The 18,082-nt window shown below is 45.4% G+C and carries 16 protein-coding genes and 1 other annotated feature; of the genes, 9 read left to right on the top strand and 7 right to left on the bottom strand.

Going from position 1 to position 18,082, the window contains the following annotated elements; all coding sequences use genetic code 11:
• Positions 1 to 41: 41 nt before the first annotated feature.
• Positions 42 to 1,232, top strand: a complete 1,191-nt coding sequence (locus tag NP165_RS05630; protein WP_257085337.1) for an amino acid aminotransferase — start codon at positions 42 to 44, stop codon at positions 1,230 to 1,232.
• Between the two features lie 99 nt (positions 1,233 to 1,331).
• Here the strand turns inward: NP165_RS05630 and NP165_RS05625 are convergent, their stop codons facing one another.
• The gene (locus NP165_RS05625; RefSeq protein WP_257085336.1) at positions 1,332 to 1,709 is read right to left on the bottom strand and encodes a transporter; all 378 of its coding nucleotides are present in this window, start codon (positions 1,707 to 1,709) and stop codon (positions 1,332 to 1,334) included.
• Positions 1,710 to 1,914: 205 nt separating this feature from the next.
• Positions 1,915 to 4,260 carry a helicase-related protein gene (locus NP165_RS05620; RefSeq protein ID WP_257085335.1) on the bottom strand — a complete coding sequence of 782 codons (2,346 nt, stop codon included), beginning with the start codon at positions 4,258 to 4,260 and terminating at the stop codon, positions 1,915 to 1,917.
• Positions 4,261 to 4,414: 154 nt separating this feature from the next.
• Between NP165_RS05620 and NP165_RS05615 the strand changes: the two genes are divergently transcribed.
• The 4 genes from NP165_RS05615 to NP165_RS05600 all read left to right on the top strand — a co-directional run bounded on the left by NP165_RS05615 (position 4,415) and on the right by NP165_RS05600 (position 8,124).
• Positions 4,415 to 6,103, top strand: a complete 1,689-nt coding sequence (locus NP165_RS05615) for an NAD-dependent malic enzyme (protein WP_257085334.1) — start codon at positions 4,415 to 4,417, stop codon at positions 6,101 to 6,103.
• A 51-nt stretch (positions 6,104 to 6,154) separates the two neighbouring features.
• Positions 6,155 to 6,484, top strand: coding sequence for a DUF3392 domain-containing protein (locus tag NP165_RS05610; protein ID WP_257085333.1), 330 nt, complete (start codon positions 6,155 to 6,157; stop codon positions 6,482 to 6,484).
• Positions 6,457 to 7,221 carry a SanA/YdcF family protein gene (locus tag NP165_RS05605; RefSeq protein ID WP_371133694.1) on the top strand — a complete coding sequence of 255 codons (765 nt, stop codon included), beginning with the start codon at positions 6,457 to 6,459 and terminating at the stop codon, positions 7,219 to 7,221. The genes NP165_RS05610 and NP165_RS05605 overlap by 28 nt, the downstream gene beginning before the upstream one ends.
• Before the next feature lie 78 nt (positions 7,222 to 7,299).
• Entirely contained in the window at positions 7,300 to 8,124 is an 825-nt protein-coding gene (locus tag NP165_RS05600; RefSeq protein WP_257085332.1) for a DUF2797 domain-containing protein, read from the top strand.
• A 33-nt stretch (positions 8,125 to 8,157) separates the two neighbouring features.
• Here NP165_RS05600 and NP165_RS05595 read toward each other — a convergent pair whose 3' ends face one another.
• Together NP165_RS05595 and NP165_RS05590 are read right to left on the bottom strand one after the other, a co-directional pair.
• Entirely contained in the window at positions 8,158 to 9,393 is a 1,236-nt protein-coding gene (locus NP165_RS05595) for a cysteine desulfurase-like protein (protein WP_257085331.1), read from the bottom strand.
• Positions 9,377 to 10,036 (bottom strand): 2OG-Fe dioxygenase family protein, encoded by a 660-nt coding sequence (locus tag NP165_RS05590; protein ID WP_257085330.1) that lies wholly within the window; start codon positions 10,034 to 10,036, stop codon positions 9,377 to 9,379. The genes NP165_RS05595 and NP165_RS05590 overlap by 17 nt, the downstream gene beginning before the upstream one ends.
• Positions 10,037 to 10,416: 380 nt before the next feature.
• On the opposite strand from NP165_RS05590, the gene trxB reads away from it, so the two are divergent.
• The 3 genes from trxB to cydC all read left to right on the top strand — a co-directional run bounded on the left by trxB (position 10,417) and on the right by cydC (position 14,993).
• Positions 10,417 to 11,379, top strand: coding sequence for a thioredoxin-disulfide reductase (gene trxB, locus NP165_RS05585; protein WP_257085329.1), 963 nt, complete (start codon positions 10,417 to 10,419; stop codon positions 11,377 to 11,379).
• A 112-nt stretch (positions 11,380 to 11,491) separates the two neighbouring features.
• Positions 11,492 to 13,279 (top strand): heme ABC transporter permease/ATP-binding protein CydD, encoded by a 1,788-nt coding sequence (gene cydD, locus NP165_RS05580; RefSeq protein ID WP_257085328.1) that lies wholly within the window; start codon positions 11,492 to 11,494, stop codon positions 13,277 to 13,279.
• The gene (gene cydC / locus NP165_RS05575; protein ID WP_257085327.1) at positions 13,272 to 14,993 is read left to right on the top strand and encodes a heme ABC transporter ATP-binding protein/permease CydC; all 1,722 of its coding nucleotides are present in this window, start codon (positions 13,272 to 13,274) and stop codon (positions 14,991 to 14,993) included. The genes cydD and cydC overlap by 8 nt, the downstream gene beginning before the upstream one ends.
• Positions 14,994 to 15,112: 119 nt before the next feature.
• On the opposite strand, the gene rluB is transcribed toward cydC, so the two are convergent.
• From rluB to rnm, 3 genes are all read right to left on the bottom strand, one after another.
• The gene (gene rluB, locus NP165_RS05570) at positions 15,113 to 16,051 is read right to left on the bottom strand and encodes a 23S rRNA pseudouridine(2605) synthase RluB (RefSeq protein ID WP_257085326.1); all 939 of its coding nucleotides are present in this window, start codon (positions 16,049 to 16,051) and stop codon (positions 15,113 to 15,115) included.
• A 106-nt stretch (positions 16,052 to 16,157) separates the two neighbouring features.
• Positions 16,158 to 16,778, bottom strand: a complete 621-nt coding sequence (locus tag NP165_RS05565) for an L-threonylcarbamoyladenylate synthase (protein WP_257085325.1) — start codon at positions 16,776 to 16,778, stop codon at positions 16,158 to 16,160.
• Between the two features lie 73 nt (positions 16,779 to 16,851).
• Positions 16,852 to 17,712, bottom strand: coding sequence for an RNase RNM (gene rnm / locus NP165_RS05560; RefSeq protein ID WP_257085324.1), 861 nt, complete (start codon positions 17,710 to 17,712; stop codon positions 16,852 to 16,854).
• 82 nt (positions 17,713 to 17,794) lie between these two features.
• Between rnm and trpL2 the strand changes: the two genes are divergently transcribed.
• Positions 17,795 to 17,920 (top strand): tryptophan operon leader peptide, encoded by a 126-nt coding sequence (gene trpL2 / locus NP165_RS05555; protein WP_257085323.1) that lies wholly within the window; start codon positions 17,795 to 17,797, stop codon positions 17,918 to 17,920.
• Positions 17,867 to 17,970, top strand: a sequence feature (Trp leader region). Its footprint overlaps the gene before it by 54 nt.
• Positions 17,971 to 18,082: the final 112 nt, after the last annotated feature.

The following is an 18,082-nucleotide window of genomic DNA, read 5'->3' as shown; positions in this document are numbered from 1 at the left end:
AAATAGCGGTATACCCACGTCGATTAACATGGATGATCAATATGTTTGAAAAAGTAGTAGCTGCTCCTGCAGATCCTATCCTTGGCCTTACCGAAGAGTTTAAAAAAGACGCTCGTACTGACAAAATCAACCTTGGAGTTGGTATTTACAAAAACGAGCAAGGTGAGACACCTGTTCTAGCTACCGTAAAGAAAGCAGAAACTGCTTTGGTAGAAACAGAAAAAACAAAGTCTTACCTAACGATCGAAGGTACTGCTGAATATGGTCTAGCAGTGCAAAAGCTACTGTTTGGTGACGATTCTGACATTGTCGCGAATAAACTAGCAAAAACTGCGCAAGCGCCTGGCGGTACTGGTGCACTTCGCGTGGCTGGTGAATTCATCAAGCGCCAACTAGGTAATGTGAAGATTTGGATCAGCAACCCAACTTGGGCAAACCACAATGGTGTGTTCACTGCTGCTGGTGTCGAAACCGCTCAATACAGTTACTATGATGCAGAGTCTAAAGACAAAGATTTCGCGGCAATGGTTGCGGACCTAGAAAAAGCATCAGAAGGTGACGTTGTTCTACTTCACGGCTGCTGCCACAACCCAACAGGCATCGACCCAACGTTGGAAGAGTGGGAAACACTCGCTAAATTAGTTGCAGAGAAAAAACTGCTGCCTCTATTTGACTTCGCATACCAAGGTTTTGCGAAAGGCGTAGAAGAAGATGCCGCTGGCCTACGTATTTTTGCGAAATACAACAAAGAAATTCTAGTAGCGAGCTCATTCTCTAAGAACTTTGGCCTATACAATGAGCGTGTTGGTGCGTTTACCCTAGTTGCTGAGTCTGAAGAAGTGGCGACAACGGCGTTCTCTCAAGTGAAAGCGATTATTCGTTCTATTTACTCGAACCCACCAGCGCACGGTAGCGCAGTTGTAACATACATCTTGAGCAACCCAGAACTTCGTGCAGAATGGGAACAAGAAGTAAAAGAGATGCGTGATCGTATTCAGGCTATGCGTGAGTTGTTCGTTGCCACACTAAAAGAGCAAGGTGTTGACGCAGACTTCAGCTTTATCGAACGTCAAAACGGTATGTTCTCGTTCTCTGGACTCACTAAAGAACAAGTAGCACGCCTGAAAGATGAGTTTGGTATCTACATCGTAGGTTCTGGCCGCATCAGCGTTGCAGGTATGACTCGCTCAAACATGCTACCTCTGTGTCAAGGTATCGCAGCAGTGCTTTAATAAGCAAACCTGTTAGAAACAAAAAGGGTCAGCGATACTGACCCTTTTTGCTTATGTTTATTTTAGCTTCAGAGCTTATGTTGGCCGCTTACTGGGACCTTAGAACGTAATTTTTAGCTCGTCTTGATTTAATCGTTGAACGTTAGCATGAGCGCGTGAACAGACTTGTTTGAGTTGTTCGTTATCAAGCTCGTAAGGCATGACTACATTTAGCTCTTCTATCCCTTCGCTTTTCGCCAATTCTACCAATGTGATGATATTAGACTCATCACTCCTACTTGCGGAAAGAGACTTCATTGCCTGATCCCATAAACGATCTTCTACTGAGATCGAGTCTTTGATTGTGTTTTTCCACATCAGACTGAAAATAGGTGCAAACGTGCTCATTGCTTCCAAAAATGTCCATTTTTTAGAACACGACGCTCCGAGGAATGAGGTATAGTCAAATACCACTTTAGCCTTGATTTGATGCTCCATATCGCTTCCCCCGCATATATCGACAGCACAGTGTACTAAATATCATCCAACCGTTTAGATATAGCAATAGGATATAAAACTTTCGTCTTTTATACCCCTTTTACGTTTTAAAAAGCTATATAAAAATCAGTCTTGTAACATTGTATGTACATTAAAAACCCATACGTGATCGGTTGCTTAATATTTCACGAATGAAATAATTTTGCTATCTCACGTCTACAATCCGACTCGCTTTCTTGTACTGCACTCTCCATCCTTTCCAGCTTGGTAGTTCCCATCGCTTTGGATCGCCTTTGCGTAGCCCATCCCGATAGATCACGTAAACCAGTTTTTTCGCCACTATATATTCCACATCTAAATTGAGGTCACCGAGACTCAGCTCAAAAGGGTAGATTTCTGCAAAGTCTTGATACTCCCAATACGGGATACCCTCAAATTGAAAATCCTCTTCCGAGAACATTTCCAACTCTTCAGGGTCGGTAAGTTCAAGCATCTCAAGCTGTTCGCTAAACCAAGAGTCAAAGCTAATATTGGCATCAGTTTCATTGCCACCCCCATTGCCAAGTCCGATATAGAGTTTCCAGTGTTCAATTTGTGCATGTCGAGCTTTTGCAAAACCCGGCAATAGAACACCACTCTTTACCAACTCCAACAACGGCTTAACCGCGTATGCACCTTGCGCGGAAATCAGCTTAGTCGCTACTACTCGACCTGCATAGACCAATTCCATTTCAACATATAACGCATCGTCAACGGTTTTTGATTCACCTTGCTGCCATGTTCCCAGCTCAAGCGATTCAATAAGTTTGAAATCAGCAGGCATGACGAATGTGGCTAGGTTCAATGTCTGTTTTACACCTCGCCCTGGCAAACTGTGCGTGTCCAGCACGAGCGCCGCCGGCGTATTGGGTTTAAGTCGACTATTACGCCCTAGTGTTACTTCCATCAAACCATTTGCAAAGGCGTCTTGTCGTTTTTCTCTTCGCACAAACACCAGTTCTGGATGAAGTTGAGCGATCGATTCGACGAGGCGTCGATGGTCATATCGAGAAGCGACCTCAAGGTGAGGAAGTTCAAAAACCTCTCTCATCTGTTCGGACAAAGCCTGTGCTTCAAACAGAACATCGTTGTCTACAGCTACGCCTGAGAACGCTTCCCCTCGTAGCAATCGAATCGCTAACTGGCCATCACACGATAGAGGCTCTTCTTGACTGAGTTTGTCTAATGATTCTTCGTTGCTAGATAATCGATACAAGCTAGCCGGTGTCGCGAGTACGGCGGTCAAATCCACCATCGCTTCCTGCAATGCTCTGTTTGGCATTCGCGTAACCAAATCTGCATACAATGCGTCAATTGGTAATGGATAAATTCGTTTTCCGTGTTCGGTGGCTAAACCTTTGTCATCCAGCGCATTCATTCCTCTGAGGATTTCTTTGGCTTGATGTAACGATTTTTCTGGCAATGACTCAACAAAGGTCAGTGAGTCTAGCGCGTACCCACAACTTGCAGAGGCGAGCATCGCTTCCGTTAAAGATTCTCGGTGTAGCTCTGGTGGCGTAACTTCCGCAAGTGCCGCATGCTCACCGTATAGACGTATGCAGATGCCGTCCATCACACGTCCGGCGCGGCCGCTTCTCTGTTTCGCGCTCGCTTTTGAAATGTGTTTCAGGCTTAACGCTGTTTTACCGTTTCGCTGTTCCGTTCGCCTTTCTAAACCAGAATCAATCACGGCGACAATATTGGGGATGGTTAATGACGTTTCAGCAACGTTCGTGGCTAAAACAACCTTCTTACGCGCTTGAACATTCAGGGCGATTTCTCTTTGAGCATCCGTCACAGAAGCGTGAAGCGGAGCCACGATAATCTCTTCCAAACCAGACAGAACAGACTGGCACTGCGCAATCTCTTTACGCCCCGGCAGGAACACAAGAATATCACCGTCCATATCCAGCAGCGCTTCAACTTCTTGCTTCACTTTCTGTTCCAAATGTCGAGCTTCAGGTAACTGTCTGGAATCCAACGCTCGGTGACAGATAGCCACATCGAAATTTCGCCCTTCCGCGCGTAAACGTGTCGCACCAAAGTACTTCGCCAGCTTTTCCCCTTCAATGGTTGCCGACGTGACGACGACTTGATGTTGTTTGTGTTCTTTAAGCAGTGCCACCAACAAATCCGAGTCCCAACGGCGCTCATGGAATTCATCCACAATCACGATATCGAAATCCGATAACTGGCTTTCTGAAAACCATCGCAGTGCCACACCTGGCGTCGCAAACACAACCTGAGTATTGTCATCGCATCGATTGTCGAGCTTAATCGCATAACCGATGGATTTACCAAGTGGCTCTTGTTTGGTCTGTGCTAGAAATTGCGCGAGTGACGTACAAGCAATGCGTCTGGGTTCGACAACTAACACTCTTCCCTGCTCTGCGGCCCAAAGTGGTAAACGTGTGGATTTTCCTGAACCCGTGTCGGCCTCGACGATAAGGTGGGACGCTGAAAGTTGCGTCAGAAAGTGGGATTTTAGCGGATCAATCGGTAAGCTGGTCATCGTTTGCGTATCGTTTTTATTTTAGCGGTGAAGTATATATGGAATCAGGGATAGTTTGCAGGAATATCAGTTTACAACGCGGCATTGAATCCCTATCATTTTCGTAGTCCCAATTCCTTGGTCTATTAGCCTCTCACCCTACTAAAGGCATGTGATGAATAACGATAAACGCCCTTTATATATTCCCTATGCAGGTCCAGCCCTATTAAGTACACCTTTGCTCAACAAAGGCAGTGCATTTACCGCAGAAGAACGCAGCTCTTTTAACCTTGAAGGTCTGTTACCTGAAAACACCGAGACCATTCAGGAGCAAGTAGAACGTGCTTATCAACAATATCGTAACTTCGAAAGCGATATGGATAAGCACATCTATCTACGCAATATCCAAGACACAAACGAAACTCTGTTTTACCGTCTGGTTCAGAACCATGTGTCTGAAATGATGCCGATCATCTACACGCCAACAGTAGGCGCTGCGTGTGAAAACTTCTCGAATATTTACCGTCGTGGACGCGGCCTTTTTGTCTCTTACGCCAATCGCGACCGCATCGATGACATCCTAAACAATGCATCAAACCACAACGTCAAAGTGATTGTTGTCACTGACGGTGAGCGTATTCTTGGTCTTGGTGACCAAGGTATCGGTGGTATGGGTATTCCTATTGGTAAGCTTGCACTTTACACCGCGTGTGGTGGTATCAGCCCTGCTTACACACTTCCAATCGTACTGGATGTGGGTACAAACAATCCGCAACGTCTTGCTGATCCAATGTATATGGGCTGGCGTCACCCTCGCATCACGGGTGCAGAATACGACGCGTTTGTTGAAGAATTCATGCAAGCCGTTCAACGCCGCTGGCCTGACGCACTGATCCAATTTGAAGATTTCGCGCAAAAGAACGCAATGCCGCTGCTAGAGCGCTATAAGGATCGTGTTTGCTGCTTCAATGATGACATTCAAGGTACAGCAGCAGTCACTGTAGGCTCGCTACTGGCGGCATGTAAAGCGGCTGGAAGCCAACTTTCAGAGCAACGTGTTGCGTTCTTGGGCGCAGGTTCCGCCGGTTGCGGTATCGCAGAAGCGATCATTGCACAGATGGTTTCTGAAGGCATTTCTGATCAACAAGCTCGCTCTCAAGTTTACATGGTAGACCGTTGGGGCTTGCTTCAAGAAGGCATGCCTAATCTGCTTGATTTCCAGCAACGCTTGGTGCAAAAACACAGCAATACCTCAGAGTGGCAGGCTGAAGGCAACGGCTATTCTTTGCTAGATGTTATGCGTAACGCGAAACCTACGGTACTTGTTGGTGTATCTGGCGCGCCAGGGCTGTTTAGTGAAGAAGTCATTAAAGAGATGCATAAGCACTGTGCTCGCCCAATTATCTTCCCACTGTCAAACCCAACCAGCCGTGTTGAAGCGACACCATACGACATTGTTCACTGGACGAATGGCGAAGCTTTAGTCGCTACGGGCAGTCCGTTTGAACCTGTCGTGTACGAAGGTAAAACTTACCCAATTGCACAGTGTAACAACAGCTACATTTTCCCAGGTATTGGCTTAGGTGTGCTTGCGGTTAACGCAAAACGCGTAACTGACGAAATGCTGATGGAGTCTAGCCGCGCTCTAGCGACCTGCTCTCCACTAGCCATTAATGGTCAAGGTGCACTACTTCCACCATTGGAAGCGATTCACTCAGTATCGAAGAAGATTGCTTTTGCGGTCGGTAAAAAAGCCATTGAACAAGGCGTCGCGTTAGAAATTACTGATGAAGCTCTTCAAGAGTCTATCGACAGCAGCTTCTGGCAACCTGTTTACCGTCGTTACAAGCGTACCGCATTTTAAACCCTAAACATTGCAGCCCCCTCTTTTTTGGGGCTGCTTCATATACTGTCTATGATAATTTTTGAATACCTATCTCCCATTGGGAACTATATTGCCCCATACTTAACTGAAATATCGACCGCGTTAGTTGCTTGTTTTCTTGTCATGTTCGGTGGGGAATTCAACACTGTTTTGAGGCGTGTGCTTAGAAATTACCATTTTGTTATACGTACCTTCTTTTTTATCTTGATTAACGCGTTTGGTTACGGATTAATCATCGTAAAAGCAACACCTTACCTAACTCGGACATTAAGAAATTTTGATGCTGGCATTATGTTTGCCATCGTTACTGTTAGTTTTATTGTTATCGGCATATGGGCACAGCGAAATCGGCAAATTTAGTGAGTAAGCTTCTTCAGAGATACAAACCCACATTTCAGACAACGAAGACTCTTGTTAAGTACTTTTGTCTACTGTTTGTACTAATGGTAGCGGCGCTATTCTTAATTGATCGTTGGGTCTCTTACCAAGCGAAAGAGCAATTGTACATACAGCAATCTGAGGTCGAGAAATTCGACGTCGCTGTAGTTCTTGGCACAAGCAAATATCTGGGTAAGGTTCTTAATGAATACTATACGCACAGAATTAACGCTGCCATTTCGTTGTACCAAAGCAAAAACGTAGAAAATTTCTTGCTCAGCGGCGACAACGCTCACCGTTCGTATAATGAACCTTGGACAATGAAACGCGATCTACTCAAGGCTGGCGTTCCTGACGAGAAGATTTTCCTCGATTACGCTGGGTTTAGAACGCTGGACTCCATTGTGCGTGCCAAAGAGATTTTCGGCACCGATGACTTTCTCATCATCTCTCAGAAATTTCATTGCGAACGTGCTCTGTTCATTGCGAACTCTCACGACATCAATGCCAAATGTTTTGCCGTGCCGGATCCATTGGGACACTCTGGGTTAAAAGTCCGTATCCGTGAAGTCTTCGCAAGAGCCAAAGCGGTTCTGGATTTATACATCATTAACGCCCAACCAAGGTTCCTTGGCCCGAAAGAACCTATTATCAAGGATAATCAAGACGCACAGGCTCTGACCCTTCCTACGTCTTCTGCTGTCGATATCACTCAATAGTCTTTTTTACTGCTATACTGCGCATCAAATCACAAAAAACGGCGTTTAATGCCGTATATACCAATAAAGAGCAATGTCATGTCCTTAATCGCGAAAGGTACGCTAAACAAAATGCGTGCTTCTTTAGAGGGTGAAGTTCACTATCACCTACCTGTTGGTGATGAGTTAGTGGATCTTAAACCTTTCATCGGAAAATCAATTACGCTGACTCATACAGGAAACATCTATTGCTGCTCGTGCGGCAAAAAAACAAAAAAGAGTTACTCGCAAGGTCACTGTTTTGTGTGCATGAAGAAACTCGCGAGTTGCGATATGTGCATCATGAAGCCTGAAACTTGTCACTACGATCAAGGGACATGTCGTGAACCGCAATGGGGCGAAGAGAACTGTATGATCGATCACTATGTGTATCTTTCAAACACATCAAGCCTTAAAGTCGGTATTACGCGCCACACGCAAATCCCAACACGTTGGATTGACCAAGGTGCGACTCAGGCGCTTCCGATTTTCAAAGTCAAAACTCGCTATATCTCTGGGTTGATAGAGGTTGAACTTGCGAAGCATATCGCGGATAAAACCAACTGGCGCACATTGCTAAAAGGCGATGGTGAACCAATGGCACTTGAAGAAAAATTTGCAGAGTTACTTCCGCTAGTCGAGGAGAAAATCGCTGAAATTAAGCAGCAGTTCGGCGATGATGCGATTGAAGTGCTTAACGCGGATATCACACCTATCAGCTATCCGGTAACAAAGCACCCGACTAAAATCACTTCGCATAACTTTGACAAAAACCCAGAAGTAACGGGCATTTTGCAAGGAATCAAAGGTCAGTACATGATCTTTGATACAGGCGTAATTAACATTAGAAAATTCACGTCGTACGAAATCGAAGTCAGCGCATGATCAAAAATGCTCCCATTGCGGGAGCATTTTTCTTTATGATTTCAATATCTTTTGCAGTTCGTCGAACAAGATATCGACCTCTTCCAGTGTGTTGTAGTGCATAAATCCAATACGCACAACACCACCGGATGCTTCTAAGTTCAATTGCCGAACCAAACCAAGCGCGTAAAAATGACCATTCCAGACACATATATTACGCTCACCTAACTTTTTAGCGATGAACTCTGGCGTATGGTTATCAAACGTCAATGCAAATGTTGGTGTGCGCAATTCGCTGTCAGCGTCTGTACGTCCCCAAAGCGTAACACCTTCAAGTTCAGACAATCGTTTAAGGAAACGTTCGCTTAGTGCAGACTCGTGGTTATTAAACTGCTGAAACGACGCCACTAAACGAGCGCGAAGGGAATCCCCATCTTTACCCCACTGAGCAAGGTATTTAACAGCGGCAATCACCCCCGCTAATCCTTCAAAGCTCTGTGTACCCGTTTCAAAGCGTCCTGGGCCAATATCCGTTGCTGGCTCAACTTTGTACGGTTGAAGTGTTTGCAACCATTTCGGCGCAATGTAGGCAATTCCGACATGTGGACCAAAGAACTTGTAGGCAGAACATGCAAGAATATCGCAGCCTAGTTTCTGCACATCAATAAGATGGTGTGGCGCGTAATGCACAGCATCGACATACACCATCGCACCCACTTTGTGCGCTGCTTCCACAACACGCTTCACATCGACAATTGAACCCGTCGTATTTGACGCGAAAGTCAGTGCCACCAGTTTGGTGTTCTCGTTGATCAGTGACATAAGATGTTCAAGATCGAGTGTACAGTCAGACTCGTTGACTCGCGCTTGATGAACTTTAACGCCTTTGTCGTCCGCTGCTTGCTGCCAGCTCGATACGTTAGAATAATGGTCGAGCGCTGTTACAATAACTTCGTCACCCGCTTCCCAACCTCGGCTGATCGCTCGGCTCAGTTGGAACGTCAACGACGTCATATTGGCACCGAACACAATATTGTCTGAAGACTCAGCATTCACAAGCGTTCCTGCATACTCACGAGCTTCTTTCATCAGTTCGGTTGTTTTCTGGCTAGAGAAGTAATGACCACCCAAATTGGCATTGTAATAACCCAAATAGTCGGTCATTGCTTCTAGCACAGAATGCGGGACTTGCGATCCACCAGGCCCGTCCAAAAACATAACCGGAAGGTCATTGTGAGTCTGTTGCAGAGCACCAAACTGTGCTCTGACTAAATTAGGAGTGAAGTTCATTCACCGATTCCTTCGCTGTTAGTACAAACACATCCATGTAGCCTTCTTGGCCATCAATCACAGATTTGATCGGTGTTGCGTTGTGCCACAGTTTGTTGTCAGCAAGCATTGCAACTTCACCACTTTGTAGAACTTTTCTAAAAAATGGCGCTTCGTTAAAGCTGTTGTAAAGCATGATATCACCGCCTTCGACGTTATGACGACCCATGCCAATCAGTGCGATATGTTCAAAGCCATCTTGATGAACACCTTCAGGCGCAACCTGCGTTTCATCATAAATCGCTGAGATACGAATTTGGTGGATTTCTATTTCTTGGCCATTTTTCAATTTGTTGGAGTCTACGAACACTTCGCACAGTTCACGCATGCCGTCACTTTCTAGCGTCGATTGTTCGACTGGCTCAAACTGGCGTACAACATTGCCTTGAAAGCGATTGATATCATCAGTTTGCATGAACTCATTCTTGTTCAAATCAATCACTTTGCCATCTTTAAACTGAATCACAGAGTAACGGCGTAAACGGTACTGACCGTCTGCATGTTCTGTATTAGGTAACTTGCCAAAAGATGGCGCTAACTGTGCAATCGCATTATCACTTAACTTAGTTAATTGCAGAGTTGTTTCCCTGTTATGTAGCATCATCTTCTCCTTAATGAATGTACATATGTGTTATAGAGTTAACATATTTTTCACATATATTATTTGCGCACTTATCTTGCAAGATCAACTAAATTTAGTGATTACATCTAACATTAATACAAATTAAGCATATTTAATCAAAAAACAAAAGATGACTAGTAATAAACTCCAGTTTAGAAACGAGCAGTATTGAAAAACCAGTTAAGTTGACTAGCCAGCAACAAAATCGTAATTTCACTCAAAGACTTACATAACCAAAACGCGAACGTTTGCGTTCTAACCTATAACCATTTATTACACTGCATGCCCTTGTGAAGTGTTTGAATAGCCCCATATAATCACTAACGTAAAAAATTAAACGCATCATCGCTAATGGAGCCCAAATGAGCGACGTTAAACACAGCAAGCTACTTATCCTTGGTTCTGGCCCTGCAGGCTATACGGCAGCCGTCTATGCAGCTCGAGCAAACTTAAACCCTGTCCTTGTTACCGGAATGCAGCAAGGTGGTCAGCTCACAACAACGACTGAAGTAGAGAACTGGCCGGGAGATCCTGAAGGTTTAACAGGCCCAGCACTAATGGATCGCATGAAGGAACATGCTGAACGTTTTGAAACTGAAATCTTGTTCGATCACATCAACGAGGTTGATTTTAGTGAGCGTCCATTCCGCCTTAAAGGAGACAGCGGCGAGTACACGTGTGATGCTTTGATCATCTCGACTGGTGCCTCTGCGAAATACCTTGGCTTAGAGTCTGAAGAAGCATTTAAAGGCCGTGGCGTATCGGCATGTGCAACCTGTGATGGTTTCTTCTACCGCAACCAAAAAGTCGCGGTTGTAGGTGGTGGTAACACCGCAGTTGAAGAGGCACTATACCTGTCTAACATCGCTTCAGAAGTACACTTAATCCATCGTCGTGACAGCTTCCGTTCTGAAAAGATCCTGATCGATCGTCTGATGGATAAGGTTGAAAATGGCAATATTATCTTGCATACAGATCGCACTCTTGAAGAAGTGATCGGTGATGATATGGGTGTGACTGGCGTGCGCATTAAAGACACTAAGTCAGACGCGACAGAACAGCTGGATGTGATGGGCGCATTTATAGCTATTGGCCATCAGCCAAACACCAGTATGTTTGAAGGCCAGTTAGAGATGAAAAACGGCTACATCGTGGTTCAATCTGGCTTAGACGGTAACGCAACACAAACCAGCATCCCTGGTATTTTTGCCGCAGGTGATGTGATGGATCATAACTACCGCCAAGCGATTACTTCGGCTGGTACAGGTTGTATGGCCGCACTAGATGCAGAGCGCTTTTTAGATGCACTCGCAGACGCGAAATAATATTTTTCACTATTAGCTCAAATCCTTAAAGCCCTGCGGTATTCCCGTGGGGCTTTCTTTTGTATAATGCCCGGCTCTAACTCGCACTAATAATTATCATTAAGCCTTCACCATGGACAAAAAGAAACAGCGCGGCTTGAATAAGTGGCTCAAGCAGCAAAGTAAGCTAGCAAAACGCTGGCTAATGATTGCTGTCGGCCTTGGCGTACTTTCAAGCGTTTTTCTACTGGCTCAAGCAGCCTTGCTCGCCAATATTCTTCATTCGCTCATCATAGAACACGTTGATAAGCATGAGCTCATTCCTTACTTTGCTGGACTCGTGGTCACGGTTGTGGTTCGCGCGCTTTGTTCGTGGGGCAGAGAATTAGCCGGATATCGCTGTGGTGAACAGATTCGTCTTTATATTCGACAGCTGATTATTGATAAGTTACGCGAGCTTGGCCCGGCTTACATTAAAGGTAAGCCTGCTGGCTCTTGGGCTACGTTACTGCTTGAACAAGTCGAAGATATGCATGACTTCTTTGCGCGTTACCTACCGCAAATGTCGCTTTCAGTATTAATTCCTTTCGTTATCTTGATTGTTGTTTTCCCAGTCAACTGGGCGGCAGGTTTGATTTTCCTAATCACTGCGCCACTTGTCCCAATGTTTATGGCACTGGTTGGGATGAAAGCGGCGGATGCCAGTCGTAAGAACTTTAAGGCATTACAACGCCTTTCTGGTCACTTCTATGACCGTTTGCAATCAATGACGACCATTCGTCTATTTGACCGCACAGCAGCAGAAACCGAAGTTATGCGCGGCGCATCTGAGGTGTTCCGTTCTCGCACAATGGACGTCCTTAAAATCGCTTTCCTTTCTTCAGCCGTACTGGAGTTCTTTACGTCTATTTCCATTGCTCTGACTGCGGTTTACTTTGGTTTCGCATTCATCGGTGAACTAAACTTTGGTGATTACGGTGTCGGTGTCACGCTGTTCTCTGGTTTGTTTATTCTTATACTCGCACCAGAGTTTTACCAGCCATTACGAGACTTAGGTACGTTTTATCACGCTAAACAACAAGCCGTTGGTGCCGCAGAAAGCATTGTTGAGTTTCTAAATACGGATGTAAGTACCGTACGTTCCGGAAGCAAGACGCTTGACCAAGAGGCGCGCATCACCATTCGCGCAACGGATCTGGAAGTTTTCTCGGCAGAAGGTAAAAAACTATTAGGCCCTGTTAGCTTTGTATTGAATGAGCAACAAACCACAGCGCTTGTTGGCCCTAGCGGCGCAGGCAAAACGAGCTTAATCAATGCCATTTTAGGTTTTCTGCCTTATGAGGGTTCACTGACGGTAAACGGTATCGAACGCACTGAACTGGATCTCGCGAGTTGGAGAAAACAAATTAGCTGGGTGGGTCAAAACCCACTCTTACTACACGGTTCTATCCATGACAACATTACGCTCGGCAAAGATAACGTAAGCGAGAGCGTTATTCAGTCTGCCTTAAAAGAATCGTACTCGGCAGAATTTGTAGAGAAACATGGTCTGGACTACCAGATTTCCGATCGTTCTAGTGGTCTTTCTGTTGGTCAAGCGCAGCGTTTAGCTTTGGCACGTGCAATGATTCAAAACGGTAACTTCTGGTTACTCGATGAACCGACAGCCAGCTTAGATGCGCGCAGCGAAAGATTAGTGATGGATGGGCTTGCCGGACAGATTAGCGACAATACTGCGCTACTGGTCACACACCAGCTTACCCCACTTAAGAGTGTAGAAAACATCATCGTGATGCAAGAAGGTCAAATTGTACAATCTGGCTCATACGATGAGTTGTCTCAACAGGAAGGTCTTTTCCAATCAATGCTTCAATCTAACCAAGCATTAAACCAAGCAAATAAGGGGAATCTTGATGCGTGATTTAATTCCCTACCTAAAACTGTATAAGAAACATTGGTTCGGCCTTTCACTAGGTATGTTACTGGCGTTTCTTACTCTATTTGCCTCAATCGGCTTACTGACGCTCTCTGGCTGGTTCTTGTCGGCAGCAGCCATCGCAGGTTTAACGATCGCGCGCGAAACGTTTAATTATATGTTGCCGGGGGCGTTTGTTCGCGGCTTTGCCATGGGTCGAACCGCTGGCCGTTGGGGTGAGCGTGTTGTCAGCCACAATGCGACATTCAAATTACTAACGGATCTGCGCATCTTTTTCTTCTCTAAGTTAGCACCTCTGATTCCGGGACGTGTTTCAAACTTACGAGACGCCGATCTGCTAAACCGTCTGGTGGCAGATATTGGCGCGATGGACCATGTTTACCTGCGCCTTATTAGCCCGATGATTGTAGGCACATTGGGTATATTAGGTCTTACCGCCCTGCTTTGCTGGTTTGATCAAGACCTTGGCCTAACCCTTGGTGCAATACTCCTTGTGCTTCTGATCAGCTGGCCTGTTCTGTTTTATAAACTGGGTAAGCGCAACGGTGGTGAACTTACGCAGAACAAAGCAGATTTACGTATTGCGACACTCGACTGGCTACAAGGGTATAGTGAGCTCACTCTGTTTGGTGCTGAAGAACGTTACCGTAACGCCATTTCATCTGCGCAAGAACGCTTGCTTAAAAACCAAATGTTCAATGCGCATTTCGCGGGCTTAGCTCAAGCATTGCTTCTACTCGCCAATGGTTGGACGCTAGTACTCATGCTTTGGCTTGCGGCCGATGGCGTGGGCAGTAACATGCCAGATCCGATGATCGCTTTAGTGATATTTGCCACCATGGCAAGTGTAGAAATGTTGATGCCGATTGCTGGTGCATTTCAACACCTTGGACAAACGCTGACGTCCGCCCGACGACTGAATGAAATCATTTTGTCTGAACCTGATGTGACATTCCCACAGGAAAAAGCGGCACACAACGGCGAATTTTCAATCGAATATTCAAACGTTTCGTTCCACTACCCTGACGGCGATACAGACGTACTTAAAAAGGTCAGCTTAAACATTCCTGCAAAACACCGCATTGCGATTGTTGGCCAAACTGGCTCAGGTAAGTCGACGTTACTTCAACTGCTCAACCGCTATTGGAATGTTCAGCAAGGTGAAATCAAGCTAGCAGGTCAACCTATCCAAGCTTGGAATGAAAGCCAATTACGTCAGGCGATCAGTGTTGTTAGCCAACGCGTCGACATATTAAATGGCTCGTTGCGTGACAACTTACTCATGGCTCGTCCTGACGCAGAAGATTGCGTGTTAAATGATACCTTAGAAAAAGTTGGGTTAGCCAAGTTACTGGAAGATCAAGGGTTAAATACTTGGTTAGGTGACGGTGGCCGCCAGCTGTCCGGGGGCGAAAAACGTCGAATTGGTATCGCACGTGCGATGTTGCACAATGCTCCTGTACTACTACTTGATGAGCCTACAGAAGGATTGGATAAGCAAACTGAGCAACAAATCATGAAACTGTTTGAAACTCATTTTGTGGATAAAACCGTCGTGTTTATCACCCACCGCTTAGTGGATTTGGATAAGATGGATTCGATCTGCCTGATTGAGCAAGGTGAGATTGTTGAACACGGCAGCCACCAAGAGCTGTTGCAAGAGAAAGGCCGCTACTACGAGCTGAACCAAACTCTGTAATTACCCACGCTAAAAAGAGCCGAAGTATAATGCTTCGGCTCTCTTTTGATTGTTTACCTGATACAAAAAAGCAGCCAAATTTGGCTGCTTTCTCAATTATTTAATATGCTGTATTCGCTCTAGCGCTGCTTGTTGCGAGCGCCTTGCTCACCTGCACTTTTCTTTGGCTTTCGGCGTGCTGGATTGTTGCTACGACCACCGCCATTGTTCATGCGCTCTTCGTGGCGTTTCACTGCACGGCGAATCTTTTGGCTGCGAGAACGCTCACGCTTACGTGATGTGTTCGCTTTGTTTTCGTCTAGTAGTGTTTCTCTTTCTGGACGAAGTTCTACCAGCTCACGCAAGTAGTTAACCTGTTTAAGGTCAAGCTCCATCCAACCGCCTCGTGGCAATTTCTTATCTAGATAGATATCACCGTAACGAACACGCTTCAGACGGCTAACTGTCGTGTCTTGAGATTCCCATAGACGACGAACTTCTCGGTTACGACCTTCGTTAATTGCAACGTAGAAAGTGTGGTTCATACCATCACCACCTGCGTATACAACGTCTTCGAAACGCGCCATCCCATCTTCAAGCTCAACACCACGAACTAAGTTTTTGACTTTCTGTTCGTTGACTTCACCAAATACACGCACTAGATATTCACGCTCTACCTGACGGCTTGGGTGCATCAAGCGATTTGCCAGTTCACCATCAGTCGTGAAAAGAAGTAAACCAGATGTGTTCGCATCAAGACGACCAACTGAAATCCAGCGAGAACCACGGATTTTTGGCAGACGGTCAAATACAGTGCGGCGACCTTCAGGGTCATGACGAGTACACAGTTCGCCTTCCGGCTTATAGTACGCAAGAACACGACAAATCACTTCTTCCGGCGCTTTAGCAGAAACAGTGTGACCATCGATACGAACTATCGCGTTCTCATCTTCTAATCGCTCACCAAGCTTAGCGACAACCCCGTTCACACTCACGCGGCCAGCTTTAATCAAAGCTTCTAGCTCGCGACGTGATCCGTGACCTGCTCGTGCTAATACTTTCTGTAACTTTTCGTTCATCTATCTACCTATATGTCGTCTTCTCAGACGTCGAATAAAAATGTGCGACCCAAAATCGCGGTCGCACATTATTGCAAATACTGTGTCGAAAATCACGTATTTTTGATTATTCGAACGGAGTTGTATCACCCAAGCCTACGCGGGCAATAACGGGTTCACCTTCACTGAAATCAACAACTGTCGTAGGCTGCTCACCTAAATACCCGCCATTGAGAATACAATCGACTGCATGCTCTAGCTTGTCACGAATATCTTCTGGATCTGCCTCTGTTACATCACTACCTGGTAAGATTAACGATGTTGACATCAGTGGCTCACCAAGCGCTTCCAGTAAGTCTAGTGCAATTCGGTTATCTGGAACACGAATACCAATGGTCTTGCGTTTCGAGTTCATTAAGCGACGAGGGACTTCTTTGGTACCTTTAAAGATAAAGGTGTAAGGCCCCGGAGTATTGTTTTTCAACAAGCGAAAGGCTGCGTTGTCTACTCTTGCATACAGTGATAACTCCGAAAGATCACGGCAAAGAAGCGTGAAGTTATGCTTTTCGTCCAAACGTCGAATTTGACAAATTCGCTCTAACGCTTGTTTGTTCTCTAACTGACAACCAAGAGCGTAGCCCGAATCCGTAGGGTAAATAACTACCCCACCATTACGAATGATTGCTACAGCCTGATTGATCAAGCGAGCCTGTGGGTTTTCTGGATGAACGTAAAAAAACTGGCTCATTGTAATTCCTCATTATTGGGCCCATTGGCCCTATTGAATCTCTCGACTCTATATTCTTATGTATTGATATAATTCAAGCAGGTGTTTCTGCTTGTGAAGGCTCAATACCCCAATCTTTCCACACAGGCTCTACGCCTGATGGTAACCAAAGATTCCTGCCTAACTCCATCCAAGGAGATGGATAATGAAAATCGCTGCCTTGAGAAGCTAATAGTTTGTATTGTATCGCATAATCCGCCAAGTTGCGTCTTTCTTGTTGACCTTGCTGTGGTTGAGCAACTTCCATTGCGTCTCCACCCGCTTCCACGAATGCGGCAAGTAATCGTTTGATCCACTTAGCCGTTAAATCGTATCTGCCAGGATGCGCTAACACCGCGTGTCCACCAGCGGCGTGTATGGCTTGAACGGCCTCTCCCATGGAGCACCAACTTGGCGGAACATACCCTGGATTATTGCGTGTCAGATATTTTTTAAATACTTGCTGCATGGTTTTAGCATAGTCGTTATCCACCAGCCATTTGGCGAAGTGCGCGCGTGTGATTGGCGCATCTCCTGCGATCAATCGGACTTCTTCCAAGACACCTTCGCGTGTTGCTTTACTCAGACGGTGAGCAATGAGTTCGGCTCGGCCTTGTCTATGGGCTTTCTGTTTTTCAATAAGCGCTTTCAATTCAACAGATTCTGGATCGATATTTAAGCCAACGATATGGATATCTTTGTTCTCCCAAACGGTCGAGATTTCAATACCGTTAATGAGTTTAAGATCGTAACCTTGCTCATCTATATAACTCTGTGCTGCCGCCAATCCATCAACCGTATCGTGGTCAGTAATGGCCAACACATCTAAATCAAAGCTCAATGCGCGATCAATCAGTTGAGCAGGATCCAGTCTTCCGTCAGAGGCAGTTGTGTGGCTATGTAAATCAATTCTCATAAATCTGTTTTTTTAGTTGACTTTTTACCTCTGCACTAGTTAACTAGTACACAAATACGAAGTACCTGAATTAAGGCTCACTATGTTACAAGAAACTAACCAAAATCAGAACGTGAAAGTTGCAGTTTGCTCCCAGAGCACTCCTTCAACTGATCTATCTTGGTGGCGCACTTGGGCAAGTTCTTGGTGGGCTAACGTGTACTTCTAATTTATAGAATTAATGTTACAAAAGCCCGCACAACTAGCGGGCTTTTTTTGTTTTATCACCTTTTACACATTTACATGCTCAATAAAACGTCAAATTAAGATAAATCTCATTTGGGTGTCGCTTTTCTTTATGCGACTATGTGTAGAAGGCATTATTTACCTA

It is taken from the genome of Vibrio japonicus, assembly GCF_024582835.1.
Lineage (GTDB): Bacteria > Pseudomonadota > Gammaproteobacteria > Enterobacterales > Vibrionaceae > Vibrio > Vibrio japonicus.
This window is presented reverse-complemented; position numbering and strand designations above follow the sequence as displayed.

Bases quoted from the DNA above. Each gene is read 5' to 3' on its own strand.
- NP165_RS05630 (WP_257085337.1), top strand. From the start codon at position 42: ATGTTTGAAAAAGTAGTAGCTGCTCCTGCAGATCCTATCCTTGGCCTT.
- NP165_RS05625 (WP_257085336.1), bottom strand. From the start codon at position 1,709: ATGGAGCATCAAATCAAGGCTAAAGTGGTATTTGACTATACCTCATTC.
- NP165_RS05620 (WP_257085335.1), bottom strand. From the start codon at position 4,260: ATGACCAGCTTACCGATTGATCCGCTAAAATCCCACTTTCTGACGCAA.
- NP165_RS05615 (WP_257085334.1), top strand. From the start codon at position 4,415: ATGAATAACGATAAACGCCCTTTATATATTCCCTATGCAGGTCCAGCC.
- NP165_RS05610 (WP_257085333.1), top strand. From the start codon at position 6,155: ATGATAATTTTTGAATACCTATCTCCCATTGGGAACTATATTGCCCCA.
- NP165_RS05605 (WP_371133694.1), top strand. From the start codon at position 6,457: ATGGGCACAGCGAAATCGGCAAATTTAGTGAGTAAGCTTCTTCAGAGA.
- NP165_RS05600 (WP_257085332.1), top strand. From the start codon at position 7,300: ATGTCCTTAATCGCGAAAGGTACGCTAAACAAAATGCGTGCTTCTTTA.
- NP165_RS05595 (WP_257085331.1), bottom strand. From the start codon at position 9,393: ATGAACTTCACTCCTAATTTAGTCAGAGCACAGTTTGGTGCTCTGCAA.
- NP165_RS05590 (WP_257085330.1), bottom strand. From the start codon at position 10,036: ATGATGCTACATAACAGGGAAACAACTCTGCAATTAACTAAGTTAAGT.
- trxB (WP_257085329.1), top strand. From the start codon at position 10,417: ATGAGCGACGTTAAACACAGCAAGCTACTTATCCTTGGTTCTGGCCCT.
- cydD (WP_257085328.1), top strand. From the start codon at position 11,492: ATGGACAAAAAGAAACAGCGCGGCTTGAATAAGTGGCTCAAGCAGCAA.
- cydC (WP_257085327.1), top strand. From the start codon at position 13,272: ATGCGTGATTTAATTCCCTACCTAAAACTGTATAAGAAACATTGGTTC.
- rluB (WP_257085326.1), bottom strand. From the start codon at position 16,051: ATGAACGAAAAGTTACAGAAAGTATTAGCACGAGCAGGTCACGGATCA.
- NP165_RS05565 (WP_257085325.1), bottom strand. From the start codon at position 16,778: ATGAGCCAGTTTTTTTACGTTCATCCAGAAAACCCACAGGCTCGCTTG.
- rnm (WP_257085324.1), bottom strand. From the start codon at position 17,712: ATGAGAATTGATTTACATAGCCACACAACTGCCTCTGACGGAAGACTG.
- trpL2 (WP_257085323.1), top strand. From the start codon at position 17,795: ATGTTACAAGAAACTAACCAAAATCAGAACGTGAAAGTTGCAGTTTGC.